Origin of the sequence: Pseudundibacterium arcticum (assembly GCF_042646465.1) — a bacterium.
Lineage (GTDB): Bacteria > Pseudomonadota > Gammaproteobacteria > Burkholderiales > Burkholderiaceae_D > Undibacterium_A > Undibacterium_A arcticum.
The window spans coordinates 1-22,934 of the sequence record NZ_JBHRTP010000089.1 but is presented as its reverse complement, the minus strand read 5'-3'; the positions used below and the strand labels follow the sequence as shown (position 1 = coordinate 22,934).

The 22,934-nt window shown below is 58.6% G+C and carries 20 protein-coding genes; 9 read left to right on the top strand and 11 right to left on the bottom strand.

The annotated features are described in order from the left end of the window. Positions 1-132 precede the first annotated feature (132 nt). From ACFOFO_RS22990 to ACFOFO_RS22980, 3 genes are all read left to right on the top strand, one after another. Complete coding sequence (locus ACFOFO_RS22990) at positions 133-957, top strand: M90 family metallopeptidase (protein ID WP_390332996.1); 825 nt, start codon at positions 133-135, stop codon at positions 955-957. A 46-nt stretch (positions 958-1,003) separates the two neighbouring features. Then, positions 1,004-1,309, top strand: a complete 306-nt coding sequence (locus tag ACFOFO_RS22985; RefSeq protein WP_390328022.1) for a hypothetical protein — start codon at positions 1,004-1,006, stop codon at positions 1,307-1,309. 104 nt (positions 1,310-1,413) lie between these two features. Next, positions 1,414-1,992 (top strand): NnrU family protein, encoded by a 579-nt coding sequence (locus tag ACFOFO_RS22980; RefSeq protein WP_390332993.1) that lies wholly within the window; start codon positions 1,414-1,416, stop codon positions 1,990-1,992. A gap of 128 nt (positions 1,993-2,120) precedes the next feature. Here ACFOFO_RS22980 and ACFOFO_RS22975 read toward each other — a convergent pair whose 3' ends face one another. Then, positions 2,121-2,489, bottom strand: a complete 369-nt coding sequence (locus tag ACFOFO_RS22975; RefSeq protein ID WP_390323895.1) for a hypothetical protein — start codon at positions 2,487-2,489, stop codon at positions 2,121-2,123. Between the two features lie 313 nt (positions 2,490-2,802). Here ACFOFO_RS22975 and ACFOFO_RS22970 point away from each other — a divergent pair, with 313 nt between their 5' ends. Both ACFOFO_RS22970 and ACFOFO_RS22965 read left to right on the top strand, forming a co-directional pair. After that, positions 2,803-2,955 carry a hypothetical protein gene (locus tag ACFOFO_RS22970; RefSeq protein ID WP_390323894.1) on the top strand — a complete coding sequence of 51 codons (153 nt, stop codon included), beginning with the start codon at positions 2,803-2,805 and terminating at the stop codon, positions 2,953-2,955. Between the two features lie 70 nt (positions 2,956-3,025). Then, on the top strand, positions 3,026-3,217 hold the full coding sequence (locus ACFOFO_RS22965; RefSeq protein WP_390323893.1) for a Thivi_2564 family membrane protein: 192 nt from the start codon (positions 3,026-3,028) through the stop codon (positions 3,215-3,217). 192 nt (positions 3,218-3,409) lie between these two features. On the opposite strand, the gene ACFOFO_RS22960 is transcribed toward ACFOFO_RS22965, so the two are convergent. From ACFOFO_RS22960 to ACFOFO_RS22940, 5 genes are all read right to left on the bottom strand, one after another. After that, positions 3,410-4,237: an NYN domain-containing protein gene (locus tag ACFOFO_RS22960; RefSeq protein ID WP_390332992.1), complete on the bottom strand. Its 828-nt coding sequence runs from the start codon at positions 4,235-4,237 to the stop codon at positions 3,410-3,412. A gap of 235 nt (positions 4,238-4,472) precedes the next feature. After that, on the bottom strand, positions 4,473-5,129 hold the full coding sequence (locus ACFOFO_RS22955; RefSeq protein ID WP_390332990.1) for a MarC family NAAT transporter: 657 nt from the start codon (positions 5,127-5,129) through the stop codon (positions 4,473-4,475). A gap of 128 nt (positions 5,130-5,257) precedes the next feature. Next, positions 5,258-8,887, bottom strand: a complete 3,630-nt coding sequence (locus ACFOFO_RS22950; protein ID WP_390323891.1) for a hydantoinase B/oxoprolinase family protein — start codon at positions 8,885-8,887, stop codon at positions 5,258-5,260. 20 nt (positions 8,888-8,907) lie between these two features. Further along, on the bottom strand, positions 8,908-10,194 hold the full coding sequence (locus tag ACFOFO_RS22945) for an MFS transporter (RefSeq protein WP_390323890.1): 1,287 nt from the start codon (positions 10,192-10,194) through the stop codon (positions 8,908-8,910). Between the two features lie 279 nt (positions 10,195-10,473). After that, entirely contained in the window at positions 10,474-11,247 is a 774-nt protein-coding gene (locus tag ACFOFO_RS22940) for a putative hydro-lyase (protein ID WP_390332988.1), read from the bottom strand. A 140-nt stretch (positions 11,248-11,387) separates the two neighbouring features. On the opposite strand from ACFOFO_RS22940, the gene ACFOFO_RS22935 reads away from it, so the two are divergent. Continuing rightward, on the top strand, positions 11,388-12,323 hold the full coding sequence (locus ACFOFO_RS22935; protein ID WP_390332987.1) for a LysR family transcriptional regulator: 936 nt from the start codon (positions 11,388-11,390) through the stop codon (positions 12,321-12,323). On the opposite strand, the gene ACFOFO_RS22930 is transcribed toward ACFOFO_RS22935, so the two are convergent. After that, positions 12,320-12,592, bottom strand: a complete 273-nt coding sequence (locus ACFOFO_RS22930) for a GIY-YIG nuclease family protein (protein ID WP_390323888.1) — start codon at positions 12,590-12,592, stop codon at positions 12,320-12,322. The two genes, ACFOFO_RS22935 and ACFOFO_RS22930, sit on opposite strands and share 4 nt — an antisense overlap. Before the next feature lie 233 nt (positions 12,593-12,825). Between ACFOFO_RS22930 and imuA the strand changes: the two genes are divergently transcribed. Genes imuA through ACFOFO_RS22915 form a run of 3 tightly spaced genes read left to right on the top strand, consistent with a single transcriptional unit; the run spans position 12,826 to position 18,143 of the window. Then, positions 12,826-13,545: a translesion DNA synthesis-associated protein ImuA gene (gene imuA / locus ACFOFO_RS22925; protein WP_390323886.1), complete on the top strand. Its 720-nt coding sequence runs from the start codon at positions 12,826-12,828 to the stop codon at positions 13,543-13,545. Next, on the top strand, positions 13,478-14,977 hold the full coding sequence (locus ACFOFO_RS22920; RefSeq protein WP_390323884.1) for a Y-family DNA polymerase: 1,500 nt from the start codon (positions 13,478-13,480) through the stop codon (positions 14,975-14,977). The genes imuA and ACFOFO_RS22920 overlap by 68 nt, the downstream gene beginning before the upstream one ends. 13 nt (positions 14,978-14,990) lie before the next feature. Then, the gene (locus ACFOFO_RS22915; RefSeq protein ID WP_390323883.1) at positions 14,991-18,143 is read left to right on the top strand and encodes an error-prone DNA polymerase; all 3,153 of its coding nucleotides are present in this window, start codon (positions 14,991-14,993) and stop codon (positions 18,141-18,143) included. 30 nt (positions 18,144-18,173) lie between these two features. On the opposite strand, the gene ACFOFO_RS22910 is transcribed toward ACFOFO_RS22915, so the two are convergent. The 4 genes from ACFOFO_RS22910 to ACFOFO_RS22895 all read right to left on the bottom strand — a co-directional run bounded on the left by ACFOFO_RS22910 (position 18,174) and on the right by ACFOFO_RS22895 (position 22,599). Continuing rightward, positions 18,174-18,914, bottom strand: a complete 741-nt coding sequence (locus ACFOFO_RS22910; protein WP_390323882.1) for a Mut7-C RNAse domain-containing protein — start codon at positions 18,912-18,914, stop codon at positions 18,174-18,176. A 152-nt stretch (positions 18,915-19,066) separates the two neighbouring features. Continuing rightward, complete coding sequence (locus tag ACFOFO_RS22905; protein WP_390323880.1) at positions 19,067-19,318, bottom strand: hypothetical protein; 252 nt, start codon at positions 19,316-19,318, stop codon at positions 19,067-19,069. Positions 19,319-19,517: 199 nt separating this feature from the next. Next, entirely contained in the window at positions 19,518-20,768 is a 1,251-nt protein-coding gene (locus ACFOFO_RS22900) for an Hsp70 family protein (protein ID WP_390323877.1), read from the bottom strand. A 397-nt stretch (positions 20,769-21,165) separates the two neighbouring features. Next, entirely contained in the window at positions 21,166-22,599 is a 1,434-nt protein-coding gene (locus ACFOFO_RS22895; protein WP_390332985.1) for a DHA2 family efflux MFS transporter permease subunit, read from the bottom strand. Between the last annotated feature and the right edge of the window lie 335 nt (positions 22,600-22,934).

The window sequence follows — 22,934 nt, the reverse complement described above, 5'->3', positions numbered from 1 at the left end:
ATTGGCGCACACCAATGAAGGTTTGGCCGTCTATTGCTTTTCGCTTCGCCCGTCCCATCTATTGATCATTCACCAGAACGGAAGGGAATTCATGGAGGCGGCAATGGACAACGCAGAAGGTCGGGCAGTGTAATGACGTTCATCCTGCTGACGATGCTGTTGATGCTGGGGATCGGGCTCCTGTTCTGGCTACCGAAATTTCGCTTGCAACGCGCCATTGCGCGCCCCTTTCCGCGTCATTACGCGCAGATTCTGCGCATGAATGTGCCGGTCTTTACCAAAATGCCGGCCGATCTTCAGCTGCAGCTCAAGCGCCTGATACAACAATTCCTGCACCAGAAAAAGTTTGTCGGATGTGATGGCTTGACCATCACCGATGAGATCAGGGTAACGATTGCCGGCAAGGCATGTCTGTTGCTACTGAATCGCGCCACGCGGGTGTATCCCGATCTCGCATTCATCCTGGTGTATCCATCGGCCTTCATTGTGCCGCGGTCCGAGGTCGCTGCTGGCGGGTTGGTCACGCGTCGCAATGACGCCTTGCTGGGCGAATCCTGGAGTGATGATCGCGTGATCCTGGCATGGGATCATGTCAAGCGCAGCAACGCCGACCTTGGCGTTGGCCACGAGGTTGGGCACGACGTGGTGCTGCATGAATTCGCGCATCAACTCGATAGCGAATCCGGCAGCACAAATGGTGCACCGTACCTGATGAGCAGGGCACGTTATGAACGCTGGTCCGCGGTCTTTTTGCAGGAGTTTGCACTCTTGCAAGAGGCTGCACGGCATCAGTCCGTGAGCGTCATCGATCATTATGGCGCCACCAATCCTGCAGAATTTTTTGCCGTGGCGACCGAGGCTTTTTTTGAAAAATCCGTGGCGTTGGGGCAAGAGCACCCAGCCCTGTTTGCTGCTCTCAGAGAATATTACTGCGTTGATCCACGTGAATGGCAGTGAGTGCCCTGATCTAGAATACACTTGCCTTTCTGACAGGAGCCATAGCATGCCGATTACCCCGCAGCAACTGGAAGCGCTGATCCAGGAAGTCGAACGGGAAGACCCGATCGACTTTGCCGACCTGCCGTTTGAAGAGGATGCGCTGCGCGCGCTGGTCGCCAATCATTTGTGCGAGATGGCGGCGGCAATGGACGGCTTTAGCGACGAAGACCGTCATCTGGCACTGTTGGCGGTGGCCGCCAAGCTGGTGCTGGAAAACCTGGTGCTGCACGTGCAACTACTGCGCCAGCATGGCGTGCCCATCAGTGACAGCGTCGAAGCCTTGTTGCGGCGTCTGCGTGACACCAAGTGATTCCTGACCTATCGTGCTTTCTGCTTTCTGCTTTCTGCAATGCAAGCAAGGGATCGGATTTTTTGTCGATCTTCAGTCAAACGTCTCACTTTTAGGAAACTGCCATGACCATTCTGATTCTCGGCTTGCTGCTTTTTCTTGGCGTGCATTCGGTACGCATGGTGGCTGACGGCTGGCGCGCGCGGCAGATCACCCGCCTTGGCGGGAACCTCTGGAAGGGTGCGTATTCGCTGCTGTCGGTGCTGGGCTTGGGCTTGATCATCTGGGGTTATGGCCTCAGCCGGGCACAACCGGTGGTGCTCTGGGAGCCGGACCTTGGGATGCGCCATCTGACGGCACTGCTGACGATGCTGGCATTTATCCTGCTCGCTGCGACTTATGTTCCGGGCAGCCGGCTCAAGGCGGCTGTGGGCCACCCGATGATGCTGGGCGTGAGCATCTGGGCGCTGGCGCATTTGCTGTCGAATGGCAGCCTGACCGACGTGTTGCTGTTTGGCGCCTTCCTGATCTGGTCGGTGCTGGGTTTTCGGGCGGCGCGCAGGCGCGACCGGGCCGCCGGCGTGGTCTATCGCGCCGGTACTCTGGCGGGCGACGCGAAGGTCGTGGTGGTCGGATTGCTGGCGTGGGGACTGTTCGCCGAATTTCTGCATGGCTGGCTGATCGGCGTCAAGCCGTTCGGCTGAGCACTCGGTGCGAACTACTCGGTGCAGCCACTTTATTGCCACAGTGCATTTAACTCGGCGCGCGACCACACATTAGACGAAAAAAAAGCAGGCGAGCCTGCTTTTTTTTTTTACCGCAACAAAAACAATTACTTGGCAGGCGCTGCTTTTACATCTGCTTTGCCTTCTGCTTTAACAGCCGCGGTGTCAGCTTTCGCTGCCGCTTTGTCAGCGCCGGCATCCACTTTAGCTTCTGCAACTTTAGCATTGGCTTTGGATTTTGCTTTGGCCGCTTTTGCACGTGCTTTTGCTTTGCTCTTAGCGGCGTTGGCTTCGGCCTTATCTACTTTTACGTCAGCCTTAACATCGGTTTTGACTTCGGATTTTTCAGCCTTAACATCCGCACTGGCAGCTTTTGTCTCAGCCTTAACAACCGCTGGTGATGCAGGAGCAGGGGCCTGTGCGAAAACGGAAGTGGCAAACAAGCCAGCGATCAGAGTGGCGAATAATTTATTCATGGAATCCTTTTAAATAATTAAGTTGAAAAGCTCGGACTTTTCATAGTCACTAAGCCAATAACGTTACGGGTAGGAATTGGTTGACCTGCGCACGAATGGCTTTTGTGAAAAACCGATTAGCGACAGATTTTCGAATTTTATTGAGCGCTAATCCACTCAGAAAAAAATAATGTGCCGCTATGTACGCTATCGCACCGAACTGATGGAAGTGGAAGTGGACAATCTTTACATTGAGTGGGATATTAGAAACCTGCTTTGCCGCTACAACAGTGTGCGGCGTGTTTGAGAAGTCCAACCATGATAGGAATTCGCCATGCGATCCGCCACCAAACATTTCCCTTCCTTGCACCTGATCATTACAGCCGCCGCAACCGTTTTGTTCTGTGCAGCTGCGGTATCGGCCATCGTCGCCTGGGCGCCTGGTACATCCTGGCTGCCTGCTGATAACGTCGCTGTCCAGGAATAAGACTAGAAACGGCAATCTGCCGGCAACGCAGGTTGGGATAACGTTTACTTAACCACGCTAAAGGAAAAAAATGAGCTTAATAATTAGCCTGATTGTGTATCTGATTGTCTTTGGATTGATCTGGTGGCTCATCGGTATGCTGCCGTTGCCGGCGCCGATTGGGCAAATCGTGCGCGTGCTCTTCATCATTTTGTTGATCTTGGTGATACTGGCAGTGGCTGGCATTCTGCCCGGGATATCTGTGCCGCTGATACGCTGGTAAATCGATAAAAATTTTACAGATGTATTAACGAGCAAGTTCGTCCAGCCGGGCAAGTACACAGGATAGGAGATTCACCACCTAACCACGTCATGAACACGGCCGCATCAAGTGCGCTCGTGTTCATGGTGGATGGTGAACGCCTGCTTGGATCAGAATCGGACCGTCGATGTCGCGCTTGGCTATTCCGCTCGACTATTCGTCAGCGGCCGGCAAACGCACCGTATACTGGCCCGACTTCTCGTCGCGTACCATCTGCAGAAGATGGTGTTTCTGTGCATCCTCTACCAGTTCCCTGAACGATCGGTAGCCGTATGCCGATTCGGTGAATCCGGGCCTGCGCCGCTTCATCGTTTGTTTCACCATCGATCCCCACATCTTGTCCTCGCCACGCTCGGCGCTCAAGGCTTCAATGGTTTCGACAATGAAATCGAAGGCTTCCTGCCGCTTGTCGTCTTCGCTCTTCGGCTGCGTTGCTTTTACCGTGCCATTGGCAGCGGCCTTTGCCGGCGCTTTTTTCTCAACCGGTTTGCGTTTGGGCTTTTGCTCGCGCACCAGGTCATCGTAAAAAATGAATTCGTCGCAATTGGCACTGAGCAGATCCGACGTCGAATCCTTCACGCCGATACCGATCACGTATTTATTGTTCTCGCGCAGCTTCGATACCAGCGGCGAAAAATCGGAGTCGCCGCTAATGATGACGAAGGCATCGACATGGGATTTGGTATAGCACAGGTCGAGCGCGTCGACGACCATGCGGATGTCGGCTGAATTCTTGCCGGACTGGCGCACGTGCGGTATCTCGATCAGTTCGAACGCCGCTTCGTGCATCGTGCCTTTGAATTCCTTGTAGCGATCCCAGTCGCAATACGCCTTCTTGACCACGATGCTGCCCTTGAGCAGCAGGCGCTCGAGTACGCGCCGGATATCGAACTGCGCATATTTCGCGTCGCGCACCCCGAGCGCGACGTTCTCGAAGTCGCAGAACAAGGCCATGTTCGAGATCTCAGTTTGTCCTGCCATGATGGTTCCCGCGTCTGATTGGTGGAGAGCACCGAGGATAACATTGAACGATCTCTAATTCGCGTTGCACCGCCCCATTCATGTGCGGCCGACTTTCCCGGAACTGCCATGACCGATCCGGTGGATTTCCGGACCCGGCGCCAATTGAGAAGATAGCTCCTTGTGAACGCCAGCAGGAAAATGAAAAAGAGTCGATGCAGCAACGCACCAATTGCGTGGATTGTTGCGCCTGGTCTTAGGCCCCCAGCATGAACGTACGCACGCCGGAGCCAACGAACTGAACGCCAATGCAGATCATCACAAAGCCCATTAATCGATTCAATGCGTCCATACCCTCCTGGCCCATCCATCGAGAAAAGAGTTGTGCGAACCGCAGAGTGCACCAAATTAATATGCATGTCAGCAGTATGCTTGCGACTGTCGCGAAATAGGCGGCCGCCTCTCTCATGCCAATCTTGAGCTCGGCAATTTCCGTCGAGATGCCAATCACCACGGCAATGGCGCCCGGCCCACTGATACCCGGCATGGCCAGTGGAAAAAATGCAATATGCTGCCCCGCCCGTCCGCTAGCGGAGAAAGTATCCGCACTCTGAAACAGCATCCGATAGCCGAGCAGCGCAACGGTCAAGCCGCCGGCAATGCGTAACGCGCCAAAAGATATCCCGAATCCCTTTAAGATAAGCACGCCGCCGAACAAGCTTACTGTCAGGATGATGAAGGCATAGATGCATGCTTTTCGCGCCTGCTGGCGCCGCAAGGCAGCGTCCATATCGCTGGTCAGCGCTAGAAATAGCGGGATCTTCGACAGCGGATTGGTAATAGTCAACAGGCTCACTAAACCGCCAAGGAAATACGAGGCCAGAGTCTGCTGGATAAAACCGTCAAATAGCATGGGTGAACTCCATTTCTCCCGCAGTGCCACCACCACAAAATCGTGGTGCTGGCATGGTGGTGGCACTGAATACGATCAAGCTATCACCAACACTCTTCAAGCTGGTGTCTACCGATGCTAACGCAAATTTACCCGGCGGTCCAAGCGCCGTAGCCACCGCCGCCCGGTGTTTCAATCACGAATACTTCACCTGGCTGCATGGCGGTGGTGGCGACAAAGCTCAGCTCTTCCTGCTGACCGTCGACGCGGACTACGTAGTTTCGTCCGCATTTCCCAGGTTCGCCGCCAGCGGCGCCGAACGGCGGAACGATCCGGTTATTCGACAGGATCGAAGCCGTCATTGGTTCGAGAAACCTGAGCTTACGGATGGCGCCGCTGCCGCCATGCCATTGACCTTTGCCGCCGGAATCGGGGTTGATTTCATAACTGTCGAGTCGTACCGGGTAACGCCATTCGAGTATTTCCGGATCGGTCAGACGCGAGTTGGTCATGTGCGTTTGCACCACGTCGGTGCCGTTGAAGCCGCTGCCGGCACCCGAGCCGCCGGCAATGGTTTCGTAATACTGGTACTGCGCGTTGCCGAAGGTGAAATTGTTCATTGTTCCCGGTGCCGACCCAAGAATGCCAAGTGCTCCGTACAACGCATTGGTGATGCAACTGGATGTCTCGACATTGCCCGACACCACGGCCGCCGGATAATGTGGGTTCAACATCGAGCCTTCCGGAATGATCACGTTCAACGGTTTAAGACAGCCCGCATTGAGTGGAATTTCCTCATCGATCAGGGTGCGGAAGACGTACAATACGGCCGCCATGCAGATAGAGCTCGGCGCATTGAAATTGTTGTTCAACTGTGCTGACGTGCCGGTGAAATCGATGTCGGCAGTACGTGTTTTGTGATCGACGCGGATCGCGACCTTGATGACGGCGCCATTGTCGAGCGCGTATTCGTAGCTGCCATTTTTCAGTGCCGTGATCGCGCGACGTACTGCCTCTTCGGCATTGTCCTGTACGTGCGTCATGTACGCTTGCACCACGTCGAGACTGAAGTGATCGACCATCTTCAGCAACTCCTCCACACCTTTCTGATTGGCGGCAATCTGCGCCCGCAGGTCGGCCAGGTTGTGCGGGATGTTGCGAGCCGGATATTTACCGTACGACAGCAGCGCAACCGTTTCCTGTTCGAGGAAATGGCCGCCACGCACCAGCTGGAAGTTGTTGATCAACACGCCTTCTTCTTCGACCACGGTACTGTTGGCCGGCATCGAACCCGGCGTGATGCCGCCGATATCGGCGTGATGGCCGCGCGAGCCGACGTAGAACAGGATGTCTTTCCCTTCCTTGTCGAAGGCCGGCGTGACCACCGTAATGTCAGGCAAATGGGTGCCGCCATGATATGGGTCGTTCAGCATGAACACATCGCCGGGCTGCATCTTGCCGGCATTCTCGGTGATGATGGTCTTGATGCTGTCGCCCATCGACCCGAGATGGACTGGGATATGCGGCGCATTGGCGATCAGGTTGCCGTCGCGGTCGAACAGTGCGCACGAGAAATCGAGGCGTTCCTTGATGTTGACCGAGACCGCGGTGTTTTGCAGCCGCAGGCCCATCTGCTCGGCAATGCTCATGAACAGGTTATTGAACACTTCCAGCATCACCGGATCGGCCGTGGTGCCGATCGCCTTGCGCTGCTGGCGGGCTTCGACGCGATTGAGCACCAGGTGGTTGAGCGGGGTCACCTCGGCTTGCCAGCCGGGCTCGACCACATTGGTGGCATTTTTTTCCGCGATGATTGCCGGGCCGTGGATGATATCGCCGGGCCGCGTATCTTCGCGCAAATAGAGCGCGGTGGCATGCCATTGACCGCCCGAAAACAGGCGGACGATTTCGGCTGGCTGCAACGCACCGACGCGCGGCGGCAGTTCTTCGATCACTTCGGCGCCGTCGGCGGACTGGCCGATCGCTTCGACCGAAATCGCTTCGACCACCATCGCCTTGTCGCTCATCAGGAAAGAATAGCGTTTTTTGTATGCGGCTTCGAACTGTACGGTCATGTTTTCGACCGAATCGAACGGCACCACGATCACGGAATCGGTACCGTCGTAACGCAAATGTACACGCTCGATGACGTCGATTTGGCCCGAATTGACACCCTGTGCCAGCAAGTCCTGGCGCGCTGCAGCGGCCAGCGCCTGCAGACTGGCTTGCAGTGTGCTAATCACGGACGGCGCCAGGATGAATTCGAGCGCCTGCTCGCGCATCGCGGTCTGATCGGCCAGCCCCATGCCGTAGGCTGACAATACGCCAGCAAAAGGATGGGCGAACACGCGAGTCATGCCCAGGGCATCGGCCACCAGGCAGGCATGCTGGCCACCGGCGCCGCCGAAGGTGGTGAGCGTATAGTCGGTGACATCGTGGCCGCGTTGTACTGAAATGAATTTGATCGCATTGGCCATATTGCCGACTGCGATTTCAATGAACCCTTCCGCGACTTCTTCCGGGGTTCGGCGGTTGCCGGTGGCGCGGCAGATGTGTTCTGCCATCTCGGTGAATTTTTGCACGACTGCAGCGCGGTCCAGCGTCTGGTCTGCCTGCGGGCCGAATACTTTGGGGAAGTAGCCGGGCTGGATCTTCCCCAGCATCACATTGCAGTCGGTGACGGCCAATTGGCCGCCGCGGCGGTAGCTGGCCGGGCCGGGATTGGCGCCCGCGCTATCGGGCCCGACGCGATAACGCGTGCCGTCGAAATGCAGGATCGAGCCGCCACCGGCTGCCACGGTATGGATACTCATCATCGGCGCGCGCATCCGCACTCCGGCGACCTGGGTTTCGAATTCACGTTCGAACTCGCCGGCATAGTGTGAAACGTCAGTCGATGTGCCGCCCATGTCAAAGCCGATAATCTTGTCGAAACCGGCGGTTTTTGCGGTGCGTACCATGCCGACAATGCCGCCCGCCGGACCCGACAGGATCGAGTCCTTGCCCTGGAAGCGGTGGGCATCGGTCAGACCGCCGTTGCTTTGCATGAATAACAGGCGCACGCCGTCCATCTGGCTGGCGACCTGGTCGACGTAACGTCGCAGGATCGGTGACAGGTAAGCATCGACTACCGTGGTGTCGCCGCGCGACACCAGCTTCATCATTGGACTGACCTTGTGCGATACGGATATTTGCGTAAAGCCGCATTCAGCGGCAATGCGGCCGATGATTTCCTCATGCTGCGTGAAGCGGTAGCCGTGCATCAGAACGACGGCGACCGCGCGATAGCCTTCGGCATACAGTGCGGTTAAATCCTGCCTGACCTGTGCCGCGTCGATCGGTTGGATGATGTCGCCGTGGGCACCGATCCGTTCGTCCACTTCCACGACTTTTTTGTACAGCAGTTCCGGCAGCACGATATGGCGGTCAAACAGGCGGGGGCGGTTTTGATACGCAATACGCAATGCATCGCGGAAGCCTTTGGTAATCAATAATACGGTCGGATCGCCCTTTCGCTCAAGTAAGGCATTGGTCGCGACGGTGGTACCCATCTTCACAGCTTCGACCAGTTCCGGCGTAATGTTGTCGTCCGGCTCGATACCCAGCAGCCGTTTGATGCCGGCGACTGCCGCATCCTTGTATTGCTCCGGGTTTTCCGATAACAATTTATGGGTTAACAGCTTGCCACTGGGATGGCGCGCGACGATATCGGTGAAAGTGCCGCCGCGATCGACCCAGAATTGCCAGCGTGGATCTGAAATGCAGGTTTCGTTATTCATGTCCATATCTCTATTCTTTATCATGCTTCAAGTTGCTTGCCGCGGGTTTCCGGGAGTGTCAGTGCGGCAATGATCATGACGCCGTACGCCATTGCCGCGAAGATGCCAATCGCGTAGCCGAGCGACATATCCTGGCTGGCCCAGCCAATCAGGAACGGGAACAATGAACCGATGGCACGTCCCATGTTGTAACAAAACCCTTGCCCGGAGCCGCGTATCCGGGTTGGGAATAGCTCGGTGAGGAAAGCGCCCATACCGCTGAAAACGCCGGCGGTGAAGAACCCCAGCGGAAATCCGAGCAGCAGCATGACCGAGTCCGTCACCGGCAGGTGGGTATACGTCCATGCGATCGACATTGAACCCAGCGCAAACAGGATGAAATTCTTTTTGCGTCCGAGTCGATCGGTGAGAAAGGCGCTGACGATATAGCCGATATAGGAACCCAGGATCACCATCGCCAGATAACCGCCGGTACCGAGCACGGTCAGGTGGCGCTCGGTCTTCAGGAACGTCGGCAGCCATGTCGTGATCGCGTAGTAACCGCCCTGAGCGCCGGTTGTCAGCAGCACGGCGCGTAACGTCGTGCTGATCATGTCCGGGGAAAAAATCTCGGCAAAGGATGCTTGCGCTGCGCCGCTGTCCTGTTTGCGCTTCTGCTCGACAAATACCTCGGGCTCGTCGACGAAGCGACGAATGAAGATAACGAAGATGGCGGGCAACACACCGAGTAAAAACAATGAGCGCCACGCGATTTCCGCTGGAAGCAGCGAAAACATGAGCGCATATAAAATTGCCGACATGGCCCAGCCGACAGCCCATCCGGCTTGTACCATGCCTACCGCCTTGCCGCGGTCCTTGGCCCGGATCACTTCCCCGATCAGGATCGCGCCGGCGGTCCATTCACCGCCCATGCCAAACCCCATTAATCCGCGCGCGATGAGCAATTGATGATAATTCTGGGCGAGACCGCAGAGGACGGTAAAGAAGGCAAACCATAATATGGTGAGCTGCAATGTTTTTACCCGACCGATCCGGTCGGAAAGAATACCGGCAAGCCAACCACCCAGCGCCGACGTTAGCAGCGTGACGGTGCCGATCAAACCGGCGTCACCCTTCGTGATGCCCCAGGTAGCGATCAGGGTCGGTATGACGAAGCTGAGAAACTGCGTATCCATTGCATCCAGCGCATAGCCGATCTTGCAACTCCAAAATGTGCGGCGCTCTTTGGGTGATAGTTCATAAAACCAGGAAAAGAACCGGCTATCGGATCCCGGGTCGGTTGCAATGATCTGCTCTTGGCCATTCATGTATGTCTCCTAAGTTCGTGTATTTCTTCTTAGGACTTGCGCAAACTTAACCAGCTAAAAAATTCCGTTCGTGCTGAGTAGCCCTTTAGGGCGTATCGAAGCATACACAGACTTCGGCGAGCCTTCGATACGGTGCTGCGCACCTACTCAGGACGAACGGATAGACGATATTTTTCTTGTTTGCGTAAGTCCTACTTTTCATTCTGACCATCTATCAAATCGTGGTCTTTTTTGCAATTGTCTTGCCCAAAAAATTGCAGCAAGATCTGATCACATGGGCTAAAACACAGCCAATGTTGAATTGGGAATATCAGTAACCAGCATATAGCCAGGCTTGTGCGTGATCGCAATCGGCAGACAGGCAGTGCGTATCGCCTCCTGCGGTGTCACGCCGCAAGCCCAAAATACTGGCAGTTCGTTTGGAAGGATCGACACGGCATCGCCAAAATCAGGCCGGTCGATATCGCCTATTCCAATTTCTGCCGGATTGCCGATGTGAACCGGAGCCCCATGTATTGCGGGGAATCGACTGGTAATCTGAATCGCCTTGATGGCATATGCCGCCGTCATCGGCCGCATGGACACCACCATGTCGCCGCCAAACGGTCCCGCCGTTTTGTTTTTGATATTGGTGCGATACATGGCGACATTCTTTTGTTGCTCGATATGTCGCAACCGGATACCGGCCTGTATCAGCATCTGCTTGAACGAGAAGGAACAGCCGATGGCAAAGACGACGAAATCGGGCTGCCATATTTCTTGCAGCGAAGTTCGTTCCTCGACCATCCTGCCATCGCGATAGACGTAATAGCCGGGGACATCGGTGCGGATGTCGATATCAGTGCCGATAGCCGCCATGTCCCATTGGCCCGGCTCACCAACCGCCAGCACCGGACAGGACTTGGGATTTAGGAAACAGAAGCGAAAAAAGTCATCCGCGTAGGCCTTCGCAACAATGACCAGATTGGCCTGCGCAAAATCACCGCAATGGCCAGCCGTGGGCTCTCGAAATTGGCCGTTTCGGACTTTGCTTCGAAATTCAAAGGGTGTCATGAACTGTTCTCGCGAGGTGTGAGGAAAGAGAATGCGATAAGAATAGGTACAGAATAGGCACGATCAAGAATTGACACAAACTAGTTTTTTTGCACACTGATGTATAGTTTTACTTAACTCAAAAATCATCCGAGACCACCGTGAACACGCGCTTTGTTGAAACTTTTGTGATACTTGCCCAATTGCGAAGCTTCCGCGCAACGGCGCGCGCGGTACACGCGACCCCGGCAGCGATATCGTTGCGCGTCAAAAGCCTGGAAGAGGAGCTACAGACCGAGCTTATCGACCGTGCATCCAAAGAGTTCCGACTGACCGCCGCAGGAGAGTACCTGTTGAGTTACGCCAAGTCGGTCGTTGACGCGACCCGGAGCATGCAGGCCGCCGCGCGCAAAGAGAGTGTAATTCGGGGACGCCTGCGACTAGGTGTGATCGAATCGGTGGTGCATAGCTGGCTCGCGCACTACGTAAAACAGCTCAATGCCGACTATCCCGAGCTTGAAATCGATCTAACCGTCGACATGAGCAGCGTTCTGGAGAAACGTCTGCTTGCCAGAGAATTGGATCTCGTCATTCGCGTGGAGGGCATCAGCAGCAGCGAAATCGTATCGGATGCACTGGCGATTTATCCGGTCCGATGGATCGCAAGAAAGGATTTATTGTCGCGGCGTAAAAATGATTTGATTAAGCGCGTTCTCCAGCTACCAATATTGACATTTGCACGCGGCACCGTACCGCAGCGGGTGCTGGAGGAAATTGTGGCAAACCTCGCCAACCAGGCCGGAATACCAACGACGAAAACACGGATCACGTGCTCACCTTCGGTGGCAGCGATTGTTCAACTGGTGAAAGATGGGTACGGTATTGCCGCAATCCCCAGCCTGTTCGTGACAAGCTATCTGGAAAGTGGCGAATTCGTCGAATTACCGGTGGAGCCAATCCCCCCTGCGATCGTTGTTTCCATGTGCCGACCTGCCAATGCCGAAATGATGGTCCACGCTGCGGCAACCGCGGCACGCGCTGCGTGTTCAAAATATTGCGCACAGTTTGATCGGCGCCTCATTGAGGCGTTGTGTTAATCACGCCAGATTGTTGCACCGCCGAGCGCGGCATCACTAGCCGGATTTGGCCGGCACAATCCGTAATTCAGATGCGACAGCACGCGGCTGCGGATGTTGACGCTTTTGCCGATGTACAACGGGGTGTCGTGCTGATCCCGAAAGATGTAGATCCCCGGCCGCGGCGGCAGCGCATCGAGGCTGGCGCGATCGATATGGTCCGGATAGACAAAGAGATCGCTGGGATCAGGCTGGATCACCAGTCCGACCGAGGTAATGCGGGCTTGCATGAAAGAAAAAGGGTCGGTTTATTGAGGCTAATGGATATAAGGGCGCGTCGGTTCTATGACGAACTTGACTAACGGAGGCGCATAAATTACTGTATATTTATACAGTATAAAATCAATGAATAGCGAATCAACAATGTTTTTTGCAGTAGCTTTGCAACGACTTCGTAGCAAGCGAACAGGAATGTGACATGCCCGCGCCCTCGGCAAGTATAGCGTCAAGCACTCATCAGCTTGTGGCCCAGTTTCCACACGCACTGTGGCGCGCGAACCAGATGGGTTCTTACCAGGGGGCGGTGATGGCCTCCGGTTACAGTGAGCTCGATCAGGAATTGCCGAACCGCGGCTGGCCGCGTTCTGCCTTGATCGAATTGCTGGTGCAGCAATCAGGCATTGGTGAAATACAGCTGCTGCGGCCGGCCTTGGCCCGGCTTGCGCGCACACGCCGCATCGCCCTGGTGCAACCACCCCACTCGCCCCAGATCGCCGCCTGGTCGGGCTGGGGATTGGCGGTCGAACAGCTGCTGTGGATCAGGACCCAACGCAGTGCCGATGCATTGTGGAGCGCCGAGCAGATCTTGCGCAATGGCAGTTGCGGCGCCCTGCTGCTGTGGCAGTCGCATGTCCGTTCCGAATCCCTGCGTCGCCTGCATCTGGCGGCGCAAGGATCGGACACCCTGTTCTGGATGATCCGGCCGCTCGCCGGCGCGCAGGACTCCTCCCCTGCACCGCTGCGGCTGGGCCTGCGCCCGGCCCGAGCCGGCATCACGATCGACATCGTCAAGCGCCGTGGCCCGCAGTGCGATCAATCGTTTTATGTACGTCTGGACGAGATGCCGGCGTCTTTTTCCACTTCAGCCTTACCAGGCTTACCAGGTTTACTCCGCGATGCAACTCTGGATCGGCGTGTATCTGCCGTTATTACCGCTCGAAACCTTTCGGCCGCTCTGGTGTGATCCCGGGCCGCATGCGGTCGTCGACCGTGAGCAGGTGCTGGTGATGACGCGGGAGGCGGCCCGCTCCGGTGTGCGCGTCGGCATGCGGCGCGGCGGCGTGACGGCGATGGCGCCCGACGTGATACTGCACGAGCGCGATCCGGCAACAGAGCAAGCCGCTTTCGACAGCGTGGCGATGACGCTGTTGCAGTACACGCCGGAAGTGGCGCAGGTCGAAGAAGCGTCGATCTTGCTGGATGTGACGGCCAGCTTGAGCGCATTTGGCGGCCGGCTGGCGCTGTGCCGCCGTGTACGTCGCAGCATCGATGCGCTGGGATTCACTGCGCAGATCGGCGCCGCGCCGACCGCGCAAGGTGCATGGCTGCTGGCGCACGCCAGCAGCAGGCGGCGCCGGGCAGTCCGGATGTCAACGCTATCGCGCCGGCTGGACGCGTTACCGTTCGAACTGTTGCCGCCGACGCGTCCGTACCATGAACTGCTGGAAGGCATCGGCTGCCGCACGCTCGGCGACCTGCGCAAGTTGCCGCGCGCCGGTCTGCAGCGGCGCACCAGCAAGGAGGTCCTGGCCGCACTCGATCGCGCCCACGGCAATGCACCCGAACTGTTTGACTGGATACAGACGCCGGCCGCGTTTGTCGCCAAGCTGGAACTGCCGAACCGGATCGATCATGCGGAAGCCTTGCTGTTCGCCGCACGCCGCCTGATCGTGCAAATGGTCGGCTGGCTGGTGGCGCAGCAGCTCGCCGTGTCGCGCTTTGTGCTGCTGCTCGAGCATGAGCGTGGCCGCGCGGCCGTCGCGCCCACCGCGGTGGAAATCAGCCTGGCCGAACCCGCCTGGCACGACGAACATCTGGTGCGCCTGCTGAAAGAGCGGCTGGGCCGGATCGAATTGACGGCGCCGGTGATCGCGCTTGGCCTGTCTGCGACGCAGCTGGCACCGATGGCGCCACCCACCGAATCGCTGTTTGCCGAACCGGGCGGCTCGCCCGAGGATGACAGCCGGCTGCTGGAACTATTGACCGCCCGCCTCGGCGCCGACCATGTGCTGAGCCCGGCGCCGGTAGAAGACTTCCGGCCGGAACTGGGCAATGGCTGGACCGCAGCCAGCGCGAAAAAAGCGCCCGCTGCCAATCGGGTAAATAACCTGCCGAATAACGCACCGAATGACACCCCGACTACCGCTGCAATGCCGCGACCGTTCTGGCTGCTCGACAAGCCGATCGCGCTGCTGGTGCGCAATCACCGGCCGTTCTACGGTTCGCCGCTCAGTATGATCGGCGGTCCGGAGCGGATCGAATCTGGCTGGTGGGATGGCGGTCTGGCGATGCGCGATTATTTCATTGCACAGGGAGAAGACGCGGCCTGCTACTGGATCTATCGCGAACGCGGCCGGCAGGAAATCCAATGGTTCCTGCATGGACTGTTCGCCTGAGTGGTGAAGCGCGATGGCGACCTCTTCTTCCAGCGGCACACTGCCGGCCTATGCCGAACTGCAATGCCTGTCCAATTTCAGCTTCCTGAAAGGCGCATCCCGCCCGGAGGAACTGGTGGCACGGGCGGCGCAACTCGGTTACTCGGCGCTGGCCATCGCCGACGAATGTTCGCTGGCCGGCGTGGTGCGAGCCCATGTCGAGGCCAAAGAGGTCGGCCTGAAGCTGTTGATCGGCAGCCAGTTCGTGCTGTCCGATCCCGACGGCACGCCCAGCTTCTCGCTGCTGGTACTGGCGCAGAACCGTAACGGCTACGGCAATCTGTCGGAACTGATCACCATTGCCCGGACCCGCATTGCCAAGGGCAGCTATCGCTTGATGCCGGACGATCTGGCGGCGCCGCCGGCCGAATACGCACACCTGCGCGGATTGCCGGATTGCCTGGTCATTTTATTGCCGCAATACGGCATGCCGGCCGAGTCATTGACCCGGCCGGCGCAATGGCTGGCAGCGACCTTCCCCGGTCGTGCCTGGATCGCGCTGACGCTGCTGCACCGCGCCCGCGACGAACGGCACCGCAGCGCCGTCGAACAGGTGGCGCATGCGCATGGCCTGGCGCTGGTGGCCAGCGGCGACGTGCGGATGCATGTGCGGTCGCGCAAGCCCTTGCTCGATACCGTCACCGCCATCGGGCTGGGCAAACCGGTCGCTTCCTGCGGCTACCAACTGACACCGAATGCCGAACAGCATCTGCGCTCGCGCATCCGGCTGGCCAACCTGTATCCGTCTGACGCACTGGCGCAGACGCTGCGGATCGCCGAGCGGTGCACGTTTTCGCTGGACCAGTTGCGTTACGAATACCCGGATGAACTGGTGCCGCCGGGCCAGACGGCGGCGGCGTATCTGCGTGCCGAATCCTATAGCGGCGCCCACCGCCGCTTTCCCGCCGGGATTCCGGCCAACGTGCAGGCCCAGCTGGAACATGAACTGGCGCTGATCGCCGACATGTCGTACGAGCCGTATTTTTTGACGGTGTACGACATCGTGCGCTTTGCCCGTCGTGAAAACATCCTGTGCCAGGGTCGCGGTTCGGCGGCCAACTCGGCGGTCTGCTATTGCCTCGGCATCACCGAAGTCGATCCGGCGCGCGGCAACCTGCTGTTCGAGCGTTTCATTTCGCGCGAACGCAACGAACCGCCGGACATCGATGTCGATTTTGAGCATCAGCGCCGCGAAGAAGTGATCCAGTACATCTATAACAAATACGGCCGGCTGCGCGCCGCCCTGACCGGCGTGGTGATCAGCTACCGCCCGCGCAGCGTGATGCGCGATGTCGGCAAGGCGCTCGGCATCGATCTGGCCGTGGTCGATCAGATTGCCAAGGCGCACAACTGGTGGGACGGCAAGGCCGATCTGATGCAGCGCATGGCCAGCAGCGGACTCGATCCGGCGTCACCGCTGGCGCAGCTATGGTGCGAGCTGGCGACCACCCTGATGGGATTTCCGCGGCATCTGTCGCAGCATCCGGGCGGCTTCGTGATCTCCCGCGGCAAGCTGTCGCGCATGGTGCCGATCGAGAACGCCGCGATGGCCGATCGCAGCGTGGTGCAATGGGACAAGGACGATCTCGATGCGCTGGGTCTGCTGAAGATCGATATCCTGGCGCTAGGCATGCTGTCGATGATCCGGCGTTGCCTGGATCTGGTCTCCGAACAGCGCGGTGAGCGCTTTGAACTGCAGGACATACCCGGCGAGGATCCCGCCACCTACGACATGATCTGCGCCGCAGATACGGTCGGCGTGTTCCAGATTGAAAGCCGGGCCCAGATGAGCATGTTGCCGCGGATGCGGCCCAGGACCTTCTACGATCTGGTGATCGAAGTGGCGATCATCCGGCCCGGGCCGATCCAGGGCGGCATGATTCACCCCTATCTGCGCCGACGCAGAGGCATCGATCCAGTCGACTACCCGAGCGCGGAGATGGAAAAAGCACTGGAACGTACCTTGGGCATTCCGATTTTTCAGGAACAGGTGATGCAGATCGCGATGATGGCCGCCGGTTTCTCGGCCGGCGAAGCCGACCGCCTGCGGCGCGCGATGGCGGCATGGAAACGCAAAGGCGATCTGGGACAGTTTGAAGACAAGCTGATGTCCGGCATGCTGGAGCGAAATTATTCAGCGGAATTTGCGCAATCGATCATCGGCCAGATTCGCGGCTTTGCCGAATACGGCTTCCCGGAAAGCCATGCGGCCAGCTTCGCCCTGCTGGCCTATGCCAGTTCCTGGCTGAAATGCCATGAGCCGGCGGCTTTCCTGACTGCGCTGCTCAATAGCCAGCCGATGGGATTTTATTCGCCGTCACAACTGGTGCAGGATGCCAAACGCCACTGCGTGCAGGTACTGCCGGTCGATGTTTGCATCAGCCACTGGGAGGCCGCGCTGGAACGGGCCGACGACGGAACCTTGGCGGTGCGGCTGGGCATGAACCTCGTCAAAGGCATGGCGCGGGAAGTCGCCTTGCGCATTGAAGATGCACGGGCGATCCGGCCGTTCGCCGAGCTGCACGATTTGTCGTTGCGGGCTCAACTGAACCGCCACGACCTGCAGGCGCTGGCTGCGGCCAATGCACTGGCGCCGCTGGCCGGCCATCGCAGGCAGGCGCTGTGGCAGGCGGTGGTCAGCACGCCCGAAAAAGGTCTGCTCAAAACGGCCAGTGCGCGCGAGGAAAAACTGCTGCTGCCGCCGCCATCCGAAGGCGACGATATCGTCGGCGATTACCGCTCGACCGGATTGACGCTGGGACGGCATCCGTTGGCGCTGTTGCGACCGATGTTGAGCGCCAAACGCTTTCTCACCGCGGAGGTGATGAATACCTTTGTCAACGGCCAGCCGGCGCGCGGCTGCGGCATCGTCACGGTAAGGCAACGGCCGCAGACCGCCAACGGCGTCATCTTCGTCACGCTGGAAGATGAGACCGGTCCGCTCAATGTGATCGTCTGGCCCGCGCTGGTCGAACAGCAGCGCAAGGAGCTATTGACGGCGTCGCTGCTGGGCGTCTACGGCATCTGGCAATGCGAGAGCGGCGTGCGCCATCTGGTGGCAAAGCGGCTGGTGGATTTGTCGGCCATGCTGGGGCGGCTCACTACCAGCAGCCGGGATTTTGCGTGATGTCGGTTCATCCGGCCGGATACGCACCGCTCATGAATGCAGCGTCCGCTCCAGCAGCGCCTGCATGCAGCGCCAATGCGAACCTTCCCAGAACACGCGGCGGCAGCTATCGCAGGTACTGAAGCGCTCGTAATGCGCGCGCACTGCCGGCGGGATGCGCTGCAGCACCTGTTCCTTGTCGATCGCATGCAAGGGTATGTTGCAGCTCAGGCACAGGGTGAATGGCAGGACGCTGCGCGCCAGATCAAGGCGCTCGACGATTTCGCGCAATTGCTCGCTCGATTTCAGCGCATGCACGTAGCAGCCGTGGGTGATGGTGCGGCGTTTCAGCAGATCACGGTCGCGCGTCAGCACGATGCGACCCTCGCGTGCGGCGATGGTCTCGATTTCGCTGTCCTCAAACTGGTTGTCGTACAGCGTGTCGAAGCCGCACATGCGCAGCAGTCGCGCCAGTCCGCCGAGATGCGCATCGGCCACGAAGCGCGTCACCCTGAGACTGTGATCACGCACGCGCAGCAGCGGGGTGATGTCGAAACTCTCGAATTTGGGATAGACGGCGATGCGGTCGCCATCCTGCAGCAGCCGATCAAAGCCGACCGATTCGCCATTGACCAGCACCAGCTCGACCTCGGTATGGGGTACGCCGAGTGCCTCGATCATATGCTTGGTGGTGGCCGCGCGCGCGCACGGCCAATCGAACGCGTGCCTGCGCCGTGCGGGCGCCAGGAAATCGTTCAGTTCCTCGTAGAAGCGGAATGTCGCCATCACCATTGCGACAGTATTGCACCGTCCCGCGGATGCTGCAGCCGGCAGACACCCACCGACGCCAACGACACCAACGACACCAACGGCAGCATCGACACCCGCTCACAAGAAAGATTCTGTCAGTGTCAGTGACGGCAATGTCAGTGACGGCAGCGGGCTCAGACATTGCCGCGGCTGGCGGCCTTGCGCGTTGCCAGCCTGCCGTTTTGCTGATCGTACAAGGCCTTCTCCGCTGTCGTCAGCCGTTTGCCGACCACCGTGACGGTCGGGATGGCGGTGTCGGCGGCGGCACTGCCGGCGCTTGAGGCAACTGGTGTGGCGGCATGGTCGCGCGTCAGCATTGCCGCTGCAGCACCCGCCAGGCAAATGGACAGGATGGCTACCGCTTTGAAGTGTGCTGTGGTTTTCATTTGCATTCCTTTCGGTGGTTGGCGTTGCGTAGTGCTACTTTAGGTAAACACCCAAAGCGTTGCCAACGGAATGCGACGGAGTGCGTTTTTGACGGATCAGACTACCGATTTTCAGGATTGAGCGTCGTAGTTATTTCAGGAAAAGGCCCGGCCACAGTCTGGCAGAGGCTGCAATTTTGCGACCAGTGATCTTATTTACTCAGCCAAATTTCCGCAAAGCATCGAGCGCCAGACCGGCACCGATACTGCCGAACAAATCGCCCTCGACCCGGCGCGCATTCGGTACCAGCGCCGCAATCTTTTCACGCAGCAGGCACACGCCGCTGGAGCCGCCGGTGAAGAACACGGTGTCGATCTGCGCGGCGCTCACACCGGCATCGCGCAGCAAGTCGGCGACGGTGGATTCCACACTATCGGTCAGATGCGCGATCGCCTGTTCGAACTGCAGGCGCCCAATCTCCAGCACCGGGCTGGACGCGAGGCGGTCCAGTTGCAGCTCGGCACGGTCGAGGTCGGACAGTGCGATCTTGCCCTCTTCCACTTTCAATGCCAGCCAGTGGCCGGCGCGGCGGTCGACCAGGTCGAGCAAGCGGCCGAGTTTTTCACGGTCGGCGGCCTCGCGATGGATATCCTGCAGCTGCGCCCGCACCTTCTGCGTGTAGGCGAGATTGATCGTGTGCCAGGTGGCGAGATTGAAATAGTAGCTGGACGGCACTTCGGTCTGGTTCTTGAGCCGGCTGCCCAGACCGAGCAGCGGCATCACGCAGGCCAGGCTCAGGTATTTGTCGAAATCGGTACCGCCGATATGGACGCCGCCGTTGGCCAGGATATCGTGGCGCCGATCGACCTCCCCCGCGCGTTCCGGCGCCAGTCTGACCAGCGAGAAATCCGAGGTACCGCCGCCAATGTCGGCGATCAGCACCAGTTCCTCGCGTTCAATCTGCGATTCATAGTCGAACGCGGCGGCGATCGGTTCGTACTGGAAGGAAATATGCTTGAAGCCAACGGCGCGCGCCACCTCGGCCAGCGTGTCCTCGGCGATCCGGTCGGCGCCGGCATCGGCATCGACAAAAAACACCGGTCGACCCAGCACGGCACAGTCGACATCGCGCCCGGCGGCCTGTTCGGCCCGTCGTTTCAGTTCGCCGATAAAGTGCGTCAGCAGCATCCGAAACGGCAGCGCGCGGCCATTAACCTCGGTCTGGCCGTCGATCAGGCTGGTGCCGAGCAAGCTCTTGAGCGAGCGCATCAGCCGCCCTTCATGCCCCGCCAGATAGCTGACCAAGGCGGCACGACCGTAACTGATCGCGTCGTCCTCGGCGTTGAAGAAGACCACCGACGGCAGCGTGAACTTGCCATCTTCCAGCGTCAGCATGGTGCTCTGACCCGGCCGCTGCCAGCCGACCGTGGAATTGGAAGTGCCGAAGTCCACGCCGCATGCGTTTGCCATTGCGATCTGTCCTGATTCTAAAAAAGGGCCGCAATGATATGCGATTGCCGCGCGCATGTCTGTAGTTTCCTGAACATCACTGCGCAGTCGTATGTTTGCGGTAGCCGGGGCCGCTCAATATTTATCAAAAATGCAATAAATAGGGGGTATAGGCAAAAAATGGCCTATTGCCCGCGTGTTTATTGCGCTTCTAATAATACAGGATGGAGTATTTTTAGCACTCCAAGACGGGAAATTGACAGCCGAACCGGATAATACCAGCCTCGAACCTTAGTCCCAAACTACGCATACCGGGCCCGCAATCCGCCTACCCTGAAGCCCTGCTGCGCGCCCGCAGCGGCGCGGGCCCCATTACATCGACGCTATCGCACAGCTTGGGCGATCGCTGGCGTCATCCCTACTTGCCCTGTCCATACCGACTGACGCTCTGTCCGTCGGTCGGGCGCAGTCGACTGAATAGCAGCGTCGACATCACCGTCACCGCCCCCAGCACGATGAAGGCGTAATGAATCGCGCGCGTCATCTGCGGTACCGCCGCGTCCGTCGCACCACCGAGGAATAGCCCGGTAATCAGCGACGCCAGGGCAATCCCGAAACTGATCGACAGCTGCTGTACCGTGCTGGAAATACTGCTGCCCATGCTGGTATCGGCGTCGCCGAGATCGGTGAACACCAGCGTGTTCACGCTGCTGTAATGCAAGGACGAGAAGAAGCCGAACAGGAAAGCCTGCAGCACGATCAGCCACACCGGCGTGGCGCTGGTAACGGTCGCAAACAGCGCAATGGTCAACCCGATCAGGCAGGTATTGACGATCAGCACCCGTCGATAGCCGAAGCGCGTCAGGATGCGCTGCACGATCATCTTCATGCTCATCGCAGCCAGCGCCTGCGGCATCAGCAAGAGGCCGGCTTGCCAAGCCTGGAAGCCGAGCCCGATCTGGTACAGCAGCGGCAACAGAAACGGCATGCCGCCGACACCCAGCCGTGTCAAGAAACTACCGATCACGGCGACCCGAAACGTACGTGTGGCAAACAGATCGAGCCGCAACAAGGGCCGCGCCAGACTCATCGCATGCCGCCAGTACAGGGCCAGCAAGGAGATCGCCACTGCCAGCAGAAACAGCACGCCGCCGGTACCCATCCCATGCTCGCCGAAAACTTCCAGCACATACGACAGCAATGCGATACCCAGCCCAAACAGCACAAACCCGGTACCGTCGAGTGGCGCCGGCTGCGCCAGCCGGTAATCCGGCATATGCCGGAGGATCAGGTACAGTCCGAGCAGGCCAATCGGGATATTGACGAAGAAGATCATGCGCCAATGCAGAAAATGCACGATCAGGCCACCGACCAGCGGCCCCAGAGTCGGCCCGATCAGGCCGGGGATGACGACGAAGCTCATCGCCTTCAGCAGTTCCGACTTCGGAAAGGTGCGTACCATCGCGATGCGACCGACCGGCATCATCATCGCGCCGCCAAAGCCTTGCACGATACGTGATCCGACCAGCATCGGCAGACTGACCGACAAGCCCGACAGCAGCGAACCGAGCGTGAAGATCACGACCGCCGCCGCGAACACCCGGCGGGTGCCGAACCGATCCGCCACCCAGCCGCTGACCGGGATGAATACCGCCAGACTCAAGGTATAGCTGGTGAGCGCTGCCTTCAGGCTGAGCGGCCCCACCTCGAGCGCGCCGGCGATGGTCGGCACAGCGGTATTGATGATCGTGGTGTCGAGCGCTTCCATGAAGAAGGCCACCGCCACCAGCCACGGCAGCAGGCGCTTGACGCTGTCGGCGCTGGTGGCGGACGGGGAGATCGCGGGCATCATGGCGTTGGCAGAGGAGAATGAAGTGATGAAACTGAAAGCGATACAACGCGGTCAATGTTGCGTTCCATGAAACGCTACATGCAGCGCGCGATAAAAAATTCGCGCGATTCCGTAGCAGGTGACCGAAGGCTCCAGTGTAATCGACGCCGACAATTCTCACAGGGAAGTCGGCCGGCGCCGGCGCGACATAAGGAACCTTGACCAAATACAATAGTCAACCCTACACACGGGTCGAATTTGACGGGCTTTTGATGAAATCGGTGCAATTAGTGGACGCGGATTCAACTATGAAGTGCAACTGACGATGGAATTTAGTGGGAGTATCTGGAGGCCAA